At 35.1% G+C, this 11,791-nt stretch carries 20 protein-coding genes; all 20 read left to right on the top strand.

Annotation, left to right across the window (positions count from 1 at the left end; genetic code table 11):
- The first annotated feature begins 3 nt into the window (after positions 1-3).
- A complete protein-coding gene (locus tag RYO54_RS11655; RefSeq protein ID WP_315118798.1) occupies positions 4-246 on the top strand; it encodes a ribosomal L7Ae/L30e/S12e/Gadd45 family protein in 243 nt (80 codons plus the stop codon).
- Between the two features lie 55 nt (positions 247-301).
- Positions 302-679 (top strand): 30S ribosomal protein S12, encoded by a 378-nt coding sequence (gene rpsL, locus RYO54_RS11650; protein WP_315118797.1) that lies wholly within the window; start codon positions 302-304, stop codon positions 677-679.
- A 160-nt stretch (positions 680-839) separates the two neighbouring features.
- Positions 840-1,310, top strand: coding sequence for a 30S ribosomal protein S7 (rpsG, locus tag RYO54_RS11645; RefSeq protein ID WP_315118795.1), 471 nt, complete (start codon positions 840-842; stop codon positions 1,308-1,310).
- Positions 1,311-1,395: 85 nt separating this feature from the next.
- Positions 1,396-3,459 carry an elongation factor G gene (gene fusA, locus RYO54_RS11640; protein ID WP_315118794.1) on the top strand — a complete coding sequence of 688 codons (2,064 nt, stop codon included), beginning with the start codon at positions 1,396-1,398 and terminating at the stop codon, positions 3,457-3,459.
- 38 nt (positions 3,460-3,497) lie between these two features.
- Positions 3,498-4,691, top strand: a complete 1,194-nt coding sequence (tuf, locus tag RYO54_RS11635) for an elongation factor Tu (RefSeq protein ID WP_315118793.1) — start codon at positions 3,498-3,500, stop codon at positions 4,689-4,691.
- A gap of 386 nt (positions 4,692-5,077) precedes the next feature.
- Positions 5,078-5,386 (top strand): 30S ribosomal protein S10, encoded by a 309-nt coding sequence (rpsJ, locus tag RYO54_RS11630; protein WP_315118791.1) that lies wholly within the window; start codon positions 5,078-5,080, stop codon positions 5,384-5,386.
- A gap of 81 nt (positions 5,387-5,467) precedes the next feature.
- Positions 5,468-6,097, top strand: coding sequence for a 50S ribosomal protein L3 (rplC, locus tag RYO54_RS11625; protein ID WP_315118789.1), 630 nt, complete (start codon positions 5,468-5,470; stop codon positions 6,095-6,097).
- Between the two features lie 25 nt (positions 6,098-6,122).
- Positions 6,123-6,743 carry a 50S ribosomal protein L4 gene (gene rplD / locus RYO54_RS11620; protein WP_315118787.1) on the top strand — a complete coding sequence of 207 codons (621 nt, stop codon included), beginning with the start codon at positions 6,123-6,125 and terminating at the stop codon, positions 6,741-6,743.
- The gene (gene rplW, locus RYO54_RS11615) at positions 6,743-7,036 is read left to right on the top strand and encodes a 50S ribosomal protein L23 (RefSeq protein ID WP_315118785.1); all 294 of its coding nucleotides are present in this window, start codon (positions 6,743-6,745) and stop codon (positions 7,034-7,036) included. The genes rplD and rplW overlap by 1 nt, the downstream gene beginning before the upstream one ends.
- Before the next feature lie 65 nt (positions 7,037-7,101).
- Positions 7,102-7,932: a 50S ribosomal protein L2 gene (gene rplB, locus RYO54_RS11610; protein WP_315118783.1), complete on the top strand. Its 831-nt coding sequence runs from the start codon at positions 7,102-7,104 to the stop codon at positions 7,930-7,932.
- Between the two features lie 65 nt (positions 7,933-7,997).
- The gene (gene rpsS / locus RYO54_RS11605) at positions 7,998-8,282 is read left to right on the top strand and encodes a 30S ribosomal protein S19 (protein WP_315118781.1); all 285 of its coding nucleotides are present in this window, start codon (positions 7,998-8,000) and stop codon (positions 8,280-8,282) included.
- A gap of 22 nt (positions 8,283-8,304) precedes the next feature.
- Positions 8,305-8,640 carry a 50S ribosomal protein L22 gene (rplV, locus tag RYO54_RS11600; RefSeq protein ID WP_315118780.1) on the top strand — a complete coding sequence of 112 codons (336 nt, stop codon included), beginning with the start codon at positions 8,305-8,307 and terminating at the stop codon, positions 8,638-8,640.
- Between the two features lie 20 nt (positions 8,641-8,660).
- Entirely contained in the window at positions 8,661-9,326 is a 666-nt protein-coding gene (gene rpsC, locus RYO54_RS11595; protein WP_315118778.1) for a 30S ribosomal protein S3, read from the top strand.
- Positions 9,327-9,343: 17 nt separating this feature from the next.
- Positions 9,344-9,787, top strand: coding sequence for a 50S ribosomal protein L16 (gene rplP / locus RYO54_RS11590; RefSeq protein WP_315118776.1), 444 nt, complete (start codon positions 9,344-9,346; stop codon positions 9,785-9,787).
- Complete coding sequence (gene rpmC / locus RYO54_RS11585; protein WP_315118774.1) at positions 9,777-9,989, top strand: 50S ribosomal protein L29; 213 nt, start codon at positions 9,777-9,779, stop codon at positions 9,987-9,989. The genes rplP and rpmC overlap by 11 nt, the downstream gene beginning before the upstream one ends.
- Before the next feature lie 21 nt (positions 9,990-10,010).
- A complete protein-coding gene (rpsQ, locus tag RYO54_RS11580; RefSeq protein ID WP_315118772.1) occupies positions 10,011-10,265 on the top strand; it encodes a 30S ribosomal protein S17 in 255 nt (84 codons plus the stop codon).
- A 27-nt stretch (positions 10,266-10,292) separates the two neighbouring features.
- Positions 10,293-10,661 carry a 50S ribosomal protein L14 gene (gene rplN / locus RYO54_RS11575; protein WP_315118771.1) on the top strand — a complete coding sequence of 123 codons (369 nt, stop codon included), beginning with the start codon at positions 10,293-10,295 and terminating at the stop codon, positions 10,659-10,661.
- A gap of 18 nt (positions 10,662-10,679) precedes the next feature.
- Positions 10,680-11,000 carry a 50S ribosomal protein L24 gene (gene rplX, locus RYO54_RS11570; RefSeq protein ID WP_315118769.1) on the top strand — a complete coding sequence of 107 codons (321 nt, stop codon included), beginning with the start codon at positions 10,680-10,682 and terminating at the stop codon, positions 10,998-11,000.
- Positions 11,001-11,021: 21 nt separating this feature from the next.
- Positions 11,022-11,564: a 50S ribosomal protein L5 gene (rplE, locus tag RYO54_RS11565; RefSeq protein ID WP_315118768.1), complete on the top strand. Its 543-nt coding sequence runs from the start codon at positions 11,022-11,024 to the stop codon at positions 11,562-11,564.
- A 15-nt stretch (positions 11,565-11,579) separates the two neighbouring features.
- Positions 11,580-11,765, top strand: coding sequence for a type Z 30S ribosomal protein S14 (locus RYO54_RS11560; RefSeq protein ID WP_315118766.1), 186 nt, complete (start codon positions 11,580-11,582; stop codon positions 11,763-11,765).
- Positions 11,766-11,791: the final 26 nt, after the last annotated feature.

Here is an 11,791-nt window from a genome sequence, read left to right as displayed (position 1 = left end):
GAAGTGCTCGACAGACTTGAAGGAAAAAAGGTTGTGGGATTGAAGCAATCTTTAAAGGCTATAAAGAGTGGCAGTGGTAAAACTGTTTACATAGCAAAAGATGCAGATATAAAGATATATGACCAAATAAAAAGTGCTGCCGAAGAAAATTCCCTTGAAATTATATTTATAGATACCATGAAGGAATTAGGAAGACTTTGCGGTATTGATGTGGGATCAGCAACAGCTGTCATCATAAATGAATAAGCTTACAACAAATTTTATCAATAGATTTTTTATATTATACTGAGGAGGTGTAAATATGCCAACTATTAGCCAATTAGTAAGAAAAGGCAGAAAGACAATTAAGGAGCAATCCACAGCACCAGCATTAAAACAGTGTCCTCAAAAAAGAGGAGTATGTACAGTAGTAAAAACTAGTACACCAAAGAAGCCAAACTCTGCGTTAAGAAAAGTTGCCAGAGTAAGACTTACAAATGGTTACGAAGTATCTGCGTACATTCCAGGTATAGGACACAACTTACAAGAACATAGTGTTGTTCTAATAAGAGGTGGAAGAGTTAAAGACCTTCCAGGTGTTAGATATCACATCGTTAGAGGTGCGTTAGACTCAGCTGGAGTAGCTAACAGAATGCAGAGCAGATCAAAGTACGGTGCTAAGAGACCAAAGAAAAAATAATTAACTAATAATTTAACTTAAGGTTTGAAAATGGTGCTGTGTCTTCGGCATTTATATATATTCACTAGTATAATATTTTGCAGAAGTACAAAGCGCTTTGCGGTTGAAAAACCGAGTACCGATGAACTTAAATTTCAATTATGTTAAGGAGGGAAGAAAAGTGCCAAGAAAAGGACATATAGGTAAAAGAGATGTATTACCAGATCCAGTGTACAATAGTATAGTTGTAACTAAATTTATAAACAGTTTAATGATCGATGGTAAAAAAGGTGTAGCTCAAAAAGTTTGCTACAGCGCTTTTGACATAATATCAGAAAAGACTGGCAAAGATGCAATAGAAGTATTCGAAGAAGCTATGAACAATGTAATGCCATTACTTGAAGTAAAAGCAAGAAGAATTGGTGGTGCTACATATCAGGTGCCAATCGAAGTAAGACCAGAAAGAAGACAGACTCTTGGTATTAGATGGATGCTAGACGCTGCAAGAAAAAGAGGCGAAAAATACATGAGAGAAAGACTTGCAGGTGAACTCATGGATGCAGCCAATAATACAGGAACAGCTGTTAAGAAAAGAGAAGATACTCATAAGATGGCTGAAGCAAACAAAGCTTTTGCACATTACAGATATTAATATTAAAACTGTTTTGGTGTGTACCAAAACAGTTTTCTCAAATTTTATAATTAAACTATTCGTAGTTTGAGAGGAGGAAACATTAGTGGCAAGACAATATCCGTTAGAGAAGTTCCGTAATATAGGAATAATGGCACATATAGACGCAGGTAAAACTACTACAACAGAACGTATTCTATTCTATACAGGTAAAACGCACAAATTAGGAGAAGTGCATGAAGGTGCTGCTACAATGGACTGGATGGTTCAGGAACAAGAGAGAGGTATAACAATTACTTCAGCAGCAACAACATGTATGTGGAAAGATCACGTAATAAACGTTATCGACACGCCAGGACACGTAGACTTTACAGTTGAAGTTGAAAGATCACTAAGAGTATTAGATGGTGCTGTAACAGTATTAACAGCAAAAGGTGGGGTTGAACCTCAGACTGAAACAGTTTGGAGACAGGCAGACAAATACGGAGTTCCAAGAATGGCTTATGTAAATAAGATGGATATAGTAGGAGCTGACTTCTTCAGAGTTGTTAATATGATGAGAGAAAGATTAAAGACCAATGCAGTTCCAATTCAACTTCCTATAGGTAAAGAAGATTACTTCAAAGGATACGTTGATTTAATAAAAAATGAAGCAGTAATTTATGTAGATGATCTTGGAACTTCAACTAAAGCAACAGATATTCCAGAAGATATGGTAGATCAAGTTGAAGAATATAGAGCTGCTATGATAGAAGCTATAGTTGAATTAGACGAAGAATTAATGATGAAATATTTAGAAGGTGAAGAAATCACAGTTGATGAGCTAGATGCTGCATTAAGAAAAGGTGTTATAGCTAACAAAATAGTTCCAGTAATTTGTGGTTCCTCATATAAAAATAAAGGTGTTCAGGCAATGATTGATTCTATAATAAAATACATGCCATCACCAATAGATATTCCTCCAGTAAAGGGTACTGACCCCGATAGCGGAGAGAATTTAGAAAGAAAATCATCAGATGATGAAGCTATGTCAACATTAGCATTCAAAATTGCTACTGACCCATTCATAGGAAAACTTGCTTTCGTAAGAGTATACTCAGGAGTTATCAAGAGTGGTACTTATGTTTATAACTCTACAAAAGGTAAGAAAGAAAGAGTTGGTAGAATAGTAAGAATGCATGCTAACCACAGAGAAGAAATTGAAGAATTATGTGCAGGAGACTTAGGTGCAGTTGTTGGATTAAAAGATACTACAACTGGTGACACTTTATGTGACGAAAAGGATCCAATAATTCTTGAAAACATGGAATTCCCAGAACCAGTTATCCATGTTGCTATAGAGCCAAAATCTAAAGCTGGTCAAGAAAAAATGGGTATCGCTTTAGCTAAACTTGCTGAAGAGGATCCAACATTCAAGACATATACAGATCACGAAACTGGTCAAACAATTATAGCAGGTATGGGAGAACTTCACCTTGAAATCATTGTAGATAGACTTATAAGAGAATTTAAGGTTGAATGTAACGTAGGTGAGCCACAGGTTGCTTACAAAGAAACAATTAAGAAAGCTGTTAAAGCTGAAGGTAAGTATGTTAGACAGTCTGGTGGACGTGGACAATACGGACACTGCTGGATCGAACTTATGCCACACGAAGGAGAATATGTATTCGAAAATGGTATTGTTGGTGGGGTTGTTCCAAGAGAATATATACCAGCTATCGACAATGGTATTCAAGAAGCTTCAAAGAGTGGTATAGTTGCAGGATACGAAACTATCAACTTTAAAGTTAGATTATTTGATGGATCATACCATGACGTTGACTCATCAGAAATGTCCTTCAAAATTGCAGGTTCCATGGCCTTTAAAAATGCTATGGCTAAAGCAGACCCAGTATTGCTTGAACCTATGATGAAAGTTGAAGTAACTGTTCCAGAAGAGTACATGGGTGACGTAATGGGTGACGTTAACTCAAGAAGAGGTAGAATTGAAGGAATGGAAGCGCAAGCAGGAGCACAGGTTATAAGAGCATTTGTACCGCTTTCACAAATGTTTGGTTACGCCACTGTATTAAGATCCAATACTCAAGGTAGAGGAACTTACTCAATGCAGTTCGACCACTATGAAGAAGTGCCAAAGAGCATTCAAGAAAAAATAATTGGAAATAAATAAATTTAAATAATAAACTTAAAATAAAGGAGGAACAAAAAATGGCAAAAGCAAAATTTGAGAGAAATAAGCCACACGTAAATATAGGAACAATAGGACACGTAGACCACGGTAAGACAACATTAACAGCAGCAATCACAACAGTATTAGCAAGCAAGGGATTCGCAGATGCATTCGACTATGACCAAATAGATAAGGCACCAGAAGAAAAAGAAAGAGGAATCACAATCAGCACATCCCACGTAGAATACGAAACAGAAAACAGACACTATGCACACGTTGACTGCCCAGGACACGCGGACTATGTAAAGAACATGATAACAGGAGCAGCACAGATGGATGGAGCGATCTTAGTTGTAAGTGCAGCAGACGGTCCAATGCCACAAACAAGAGAACACATACTACTAGCATCAAGAGTTGGAGTTGAATACATAGTAGTATTCTTAAACAAAGCAGATATGGTAGACGATCCAGAACTAATAGAATTAGTTGAAATGGAAGTAAGAGAATTATTAAGTGAATATGGTTTCCCAGGAGACGATGCACCAATAGTTGTAGGATCAGCATTAAAAGCATTAGAAAACCCAACAGATGATGCAGCAACAGAACCTATAATGAACTTAATGGCAGCAATAGATAGCTATATCCCAACACCAGAAAGAGCAACTGACAAACCATTCTTAATGCCAGTAGAAGACGTATTTACAATCACAGGAAGAGGAACAGTTGCAACTGGAAGAGTTGAAAGAGGAATCCTAAAAGTAGGAGACGAAGTAGAAATCGTAGGATTAAGCGAAGAAAAGAAAAAGACAGTTTGTACAGGAATAGAAATGTTCAGAAAGTTACTAGACAGTGCAATGGCTGGAGATAATATCGGAGCTCTATTAAGAGGAGTACAAAGAGATGACATCCAAAGAGGTCAAGTATTATCAGCAACAAACACAGTAAAGCCACACCAAAAATTCGTAGGTCAAGTATACGTATTAAAGAAAGAAGAAGGTGGAAGACACACTCCATTCTTTAACGGATATAGACCACAATTCTACTTCAGAACAACAGACGTAACAGGATCAATCAAATTACCAGAAGGAGTAGAAATGGTAATGCCAGGAGACCACATTGACATGGACGTAGAATTAATCACTCAGATAGCAATGGATGAAGGATTAAGATTCGCGATCAGAGAAGGTGGAAGAACAGTAGGTTCAGGAGTTGTTACTACTATAATTGAATAATTAATTATAGTTTTAGCGAGTGTTGATTATAAAAAAAGAAGAGTGAAAGCACTCTTCTTTTTTATAAAACAATGCGTCATAATGTATTATTTTTATGAATTATAGTGAAATGAATCAACATAAAAGTTAAGTAAAAAAACACTTGTCAAATTTAAAGAAATATTGTATACTATAGAAGTTGTAATGTAATAACAGCGATGAGGCAAGAGGTTGCCGGGCTTCCGGGTAATTCTTAGCTGAGTTAGCAATGGTCTTGAACCAGGCGACGGTTATTCTGTGTGGGTGCCATTATGAATAAGATTATGCAACACCCGGAACAGTTTACAGAATATATCCGCTGTTGTACGTATGAAGTAAAGCGTGCAAGAAAAAGGAGGGAAATTAAAATGGCAAAACAAAAAATAAGAATAAGATTAAAAGCATTTGATCACACAATTCTTGATCAATCTGCTGAAAAAATTGTAGAAACTGCTAAAGCATCAGGAGCAAAGGTAGCTGGTCCAGTTCCACTACCAACAGAAAAAGATGTTATTACAGTATTAAGAGCTCCTCATAAATATAAAGATTCTAGAGAGCAGTTCGAAATTAGAACACATAAAAGACTAATTGATATACTTAGTCCATCACCAAAAACTGTTGATTCATTAATGAGATTGGATTTACCAGCAGGAGTGGACATTGAAATAAAATTATAATTATAATGTAATAGAGTGCCTATTACAGACTATTATGACCGCAATTGTGTGGTCCGCTAATTAGTTGAGGAGGTGTAGATAATGAATAAAGCAATAATAGGTAAAAAACTTGGTATGACTCAAATATTCGATGAGAATAATAGAGTAGTTCCAGTGACAGTAGTTGAGGCAGGTCCATGTGTAGTGGTTCAAAAGAAAACAACTGAAAAAGATGGTTATGAAGCAATACAGGTTGGATTTGGAGAAATAAGAGAAAAATTAGTTAACAAACCACTAAAAGGACATTTTGCAAAAGCAGGTGTTCAATTTAAAAGAGTTCTTAAGGAATTCAAGCTTGAAAACTCAAGTGAATATGAAGTAGGTCAGGAAATAAAAGCTGATGCTTTCCAGGCTGGAGAAAAAGTTGACATATCAGGGGTTTCAAAAGGTAAGGGATTCCAAGGTACAATAAAGAGATGGAATGCACATAGAGGACCAATGTCCCACGGGTCCAAATTCCATAGAGCAGTTGGTTCAATGGGAGCATCTTCAGATCCATCAAGAACATTTAAAAATAAGAAACTGCCAGGACATATGGGAAATGTGAATACAACAGTATTAAACTTAGAAGTTGTAAAAATCATTCCGGAAAAGAATTTAATTTTAATAAAAGGTGGAGTACCAGGACCAAATAAAGGTTTAGTGGTAATCAGAAATACAGTAAAAGCTTAATTTTGTATGGAAAGGAGGATACAGGATGCCTACAGTAGGATTATTTAATAAAGAAGGAAAGAAAGTTGGAGATATTCAACTTGCAGATAGCGTATTTGGTGTTGAAGTTAATCAATATGCTTTACATCAAGTAGTTGTAGCTCAATTAGCTAACAAGAGACAAGGAACACAATCAAGTAAAACAAGAGCTGAAGTTTCTGGTGGTGGAATAAAACCATGGAGACAGAAAGGAACTGGTAGAGCTAGACAGGGTTCAACAAGATCACCTCAATGGATACACGGTGGTGTTGTCTTTGCACCAAAGCCAAGAGAGTATAGAGTTTCAGTTCCAAAATCAATGAGAAGAGTTGCTATGAAATCAGCTCTTACTTCAAAAGTTCAAGATAATCAGATAATAGTATTAGAAAATCTTGAATTAGAAGCTCCAAAAACTAAAGAAATAGTTAAAATGTTAGGAGCACTTAATGCTAACAAGACATTAATTGTTACAGCTGAATCAAATGAAAATGTATATAAATCAGCGAGAAATATTGAAGGAGTAGAAGTACTTCCTGCCAATAATTTAAATGTTTATGATATATTGAAATATGAAAATTTCATTATAACTAAGGATGCTGTATCAAAAATTGAGGAGGTGTATGCATAATGAAGCTAACTAGTTATGATATTATAAGAAGACCTGTTGTAACAGAAAAAAGTATGGCTTCTATGGGAGACAAAAAATACACCTTTATAGTTGATAAGCATGCAAATAAATGTCAAATAAAAAGAGCTATAGAAGAAGTATTTGGTGTAGAGGTTGAAGAAGTTAAAACAGCTAACTATTTAGGAAAAGAAAAAAGGGTTGGCGTACACTTAGGAAGAAGACCAAACTACAAAAAAGCAATTGTTAAATTGACTGAAAAGAGCAAGGGAATTGAATTCTTCGAAGGAATGTAATAATTGTTTTGATTAAAGCGGGTTATTGGCTAGAGGCCAGATAAGCTAGGTTAGGAGGTAAAAAAATGGCTGTAAAAGGATTTAAGCCTACCACTCCTGCTAGAAGACAGATGACAGTACCTACTTTCAGTGAAATTACAACTGATAGTCCAGAGAAATCACTTCTAGTTTCATTAAACAAGAGTGGCGGTAGAAATAATCACGGAAAAATTACAGTACGTCACAGAGGTGGCGGAGCTAAAAGAAAATATAGAATAATTGATTTTAAGAGAGACAAGGATGGGATTCCAGCAAAGGTATCCACAATTGAATACGATCCAAACAGAACAGCATTTATAGCATTAGTTACATATGCTGATGGAGAAAAGAGATATATAATCGCTCCAGACGGATTAAAGGTTGGAGATAAAATTGAATCAGGGTCAGAAGCAGATATCAAAGTTGGAAACTGTCTTCCATTAAAGAACATGCCTGTTGGTACATTCGTACACAATATTGAGTTATCAAAAGGAAAAGGTGCTCAGTTAGTAAGATCAGCAGGAAGTTCAGCTCAGTTAATGGCTAAGGAAGGAAATTATGCTACATTAAGACTTCCAAGCGGTGAAATGAGATATGTAAGAATTGAATGTAAAGCTACTATAGGAACAGTTTCAAACTTAACACATGAAATAATGAACTTAGGTAAAGCTGGAAGAAAGAGACATATGGGATTCAGACCTACAGTTAGAGGTTCTGTAATGAACCCAGTTGATCACCCACACGGTGGTGGAGAAGGTAGAACTCCAATAGGACGTCCAGGTCCACTTACTCCATGGGGTAAACCAGCTCTTGGATTAAAGACAAGAAAAACTAAAAAGTACTCAGATAGATTAATTGTTAAGAGAAGAAGCAAGTAATTTGAAGAGAATATTATATTCTCTTCAAAAGTTATTAATAAGGTTAATGAAGGGAGGCCAATCAAGTGAGTAGATCCGTAAAGAAAGGACCTTTTGTTCATGAAGGACTTTTAAAGAAAATAAATGAGATGAATAAAAACGGTGAGAAAAAAGTTATAAAGACATGGTCAAGAAGTTCAACAATATTCCCACAAATGATAGGTCACACAGTAGCAGTTCATGATGGAAGAAAACATGTTCCAGTATATGTTACTGAAGATATGGTTGGACATAAATTTGGAGAATTTGTTTTAACAAGAACATACAGAGGCCACGTAGATAAGACAGAAAAGTCATCTAAGGTAAGATAGTACAGGAAGGAGGTAAAAATCAATGCAGGCTAAAGCAATAGCTAAGTATGTGAGAATGTCCTCAACGAAGATAGGAATAGTTCTTGATTTAGTAAGAGGTAAAAATGTAAATGAAGCTTTTGCAATATTACAGTATACTCCAAAGGATGCAGCTGTAGTAGTAAATAAAGTTTTAAAATCAGCAGTATCAAATGCTGAAAATAATTTAAATCTAGATGTAAATAACTTATATGTTTCTGAAGCATATGTAGGTGAAGGTGCAATATTAAAGAGATATAGACCACACGCTCAAGGTAGAGCATTTAGAATAAAGAAAAGAACTAGCAATATAACTCTAGTTGTTAAGGAAAGAGCTTAATAGAAGAAGGAGGGAAAAAGATGGGACAGAAAGTAAATCCACACGGGTTGAGAGTTGGAGTTATTAAAGATTGGGATGCTAAATGGTATGCTGATAAAAGAAACTTTGCTGACTATTTAGTTGAAGATAACTTAATAAGAGAATACATTAAGAACAAATCTTACTCAGCTGGAATTTCAAAGATTGAAATCGAAAGAGCAGCTAAAAGAGTAAAGTTAAATATATATACTGCTAAACCAGGAATGGTAATTGGTAAAGGCGGATCAGGAATTGAAGTGTTAAAATCAGGAGTTAAGAAATTAGTTAAAGAAGATAAGAATATATTAATAAATATTATAGAAGTTAAATCTTCAGAAACTGATGCACAGTTAATGGCTGAAAATATAGCTCAACAGTTAGAAAAGAGAATTTCTTTTAGAAGAGCTATGAAACAAACAATTCAAAGAGCAATGAAAGCTGGAGTTAAAGGAGTTAAAACTTCTTGTGCAGGAAGACTTGGTGGAGCAGATATTGCAAGAACAGAAAATTATCACGAAGGAACAATTCCTCTACAAACATTAAGAGCTGATATAGATTATGGATTTGCAGAAGCAGATACTACATACGGAAAAATAGGTGTAAAAGTATGGGTATATAGAGGTGAAGTTCTTCCAGCTAAAAAAGAAATAAAGGAAGTTAATGCATAAGGAAGGAGGAATATGACATGTTAATGCCTAAAAGAGTTAAACATCGTAAGGTACAGCGTGGCAGAATGAAAGGTAAAGCTACAAGAGGTAACTTTATTGCTTATGGTGATTTTGCATTACAAGCTACAGAATGTGGATGGATTACAAGCAATCAAATAGAATCTGCCAGAATAGCTATTAATAGATACATTAAAAGAGGTGGAAAACTTTGGATAAAGATTTTCCCAGATAAGCCTGTGACTGAAAAGCCAGCTGAAACACGTATGGGTTCCGGTAAAGGATCACCAGAATACTGGGTAGCTGTAGTTAAGCCAGGTAGAATTTTATTCGAATTAACAGGTGTTGATGAAAAGGTTGCTAGAGAGGCGATGAGACTTGCTTCACATAAGCTTCCAGTTAGCACTAAATTTGTTATGAGATCAGACTTTGAAGAAATGGGTGGTGAAATCAATGAAGGCTAAAGAATTAAAAGATTTAAGAAATAGCAGTCCTCAAGACCTACAAGGTAAGCTTAATGATCTTAAGGGCGAATTATTTAACCTTAGATTTCAGTTAGCTACTGGTCAGTTAGAAAACCCAATGAGAATAAGAGAAGTAAAAAAATCTATAGCCCAGATTAAGACCATCCTTAGAGAAGAAGAACTAAGGAACTTTGAGCAGTAATTGTGAAAGGAGGCTTGTCCTGTGGAAAGAGCAAATAGGAAGACAAGAGTTGGTAGAGTTGTTTCAGATAAAATGGATAAAACTGTCGTTGTAGCAGTTGAAACAAAAGTACGTCATCCATTATATGGCAAGACTATAAATAGAACTACTAAATTTAAGGCTCATGATGAAAATAATGAAGCTAAATTTAATGATAAAGTTTTAATTATGGAAACAAGACCATTATCTAAAGACAAGAGATGGAGAATAGTAGAAATAATTGAAAAAGCTAAATAATCCAAAAGGCTGAAAGGAGGTATTTTAATGATTCAGCAGCAATCTTTATTAAGAGTTGCAGATAACTCTGGTGCTAAGGAAATAATGTGTATAAGAGTACTAGGCGGTTCAAATAGAAGATATGGCAACATCGGAGATATAATCGTTGCTAGCGTTAAAAGTGCAACACCAGGCGGGGTTGTTAAAAAAGGTGACGTTATAAAAGCAGTTATCGTAAGATCAAGAAAAGGTGTTAGAAGAGTAGATGGTTCCTATATAAAATTTGATGAAAATGCAGCTGTTGTTATAAAAGATGATAAACAGCCAAAAGGAACACGTATCTTCGGACCTGTTGCTAGGGAGCTAAGAGATAAAGAGTTTACTAAAATACTATCATTAGCACCTGAAGTTCTGTAGGATAGGGAGGTGGCTTAAATGACAAATAGAGTACACGTAAGAAAGAAAGACACAGTTATGGTTATATCCGGTAAGGATAAGGGAAAAATAGGTGAAGTTTTAAGCGTATTCCCTAAGAATGGTAAAGTGTTAGTAAAGGATGTTAATGTAGTTACAAAACACCAGAAACCAAGTAGAGAAAATATGCAAGGTGGAATTATTCACAAGGAAGCACCTATATTTAGTTCAAAAGTTATGTTATACTGCACAAAATGTAAATCAGTGACTAGAATAAGTCATAAAATATTAGATGATGGCACAAAAGTAAGAGTTTGTAAAAAGTGCGGAGAGACATTCTAATCTTGAAAGGAGGTTCACTTAATGATTCCAAGATTACAGGAAAAATATGAAAAAGAAGTTGTTCCAGCTTTAATGGAAAAGTTCGGATATAAAAATATAATGGAAGTTCCAAAGCTTGAAAAAATAGTTATCAACATGGGTGTTGGTGAAGCTAAGGAAAACCCAAAATCACTAGAATCAGCAGTAAGTGATTTATCAATAATTGCAGGTCAAAAACCTATATTAACAAGAGCAAAGAAGTCAATAGCTAACTTTAAACTAAGAGAAAATATGGCTATTGGATGTAAGGTTACTTTAAGAAAAGTAAAAATGTATGAGTTCGCAGATAGATTAATGAATGTTGCATTACCAAGAGTTAGAGACTTTAGAGGAATTTCTGATAAGTCTTTCGATGGTAGAGGAAACTACTCATTAGGAATTAAAGAGCAACTTATATTCCCTGAAATTGAATACGATAAGATAGATAAGTTAAGAGGTATGGATATAGTATTTGTTACAAATGCAAAGACTGACGAGGAAGCTAGAGAACTATTAAGATTCCTTGGAATGCCTTTTGCACAATAGTAAGGAGGGAAGATTGTGGCACGTAAGGCTTTAATTGAAAAGTGGAATAAAGAACCTAAATATAAAACTAGAGCTTATACTAGATGTAGAATATGTGGAAGACCACATTCTGTATTAAAGAAATTTGGTGTATGCCGTATTTGTTTTAGAGAACTTGCATACAAAGGTCAGATACCTGGTTGTAAAAAAGCAAGTTGGTAATTGTTATACGAAAGGAGGCACATTAA

Source organism: uncultured Clostridium sp. (genome assembly GCF_963515715.1).
In the GTDB taxonomy this organism is placed as follows: domain Bacteria; phylum Bacillota; class Clostridia; order Clostridiales; family Clostridiaceae; genus Clostridium_AW.
This window is presented reverse-complemented; position numbering and strand designations above follow the sequence as displayed.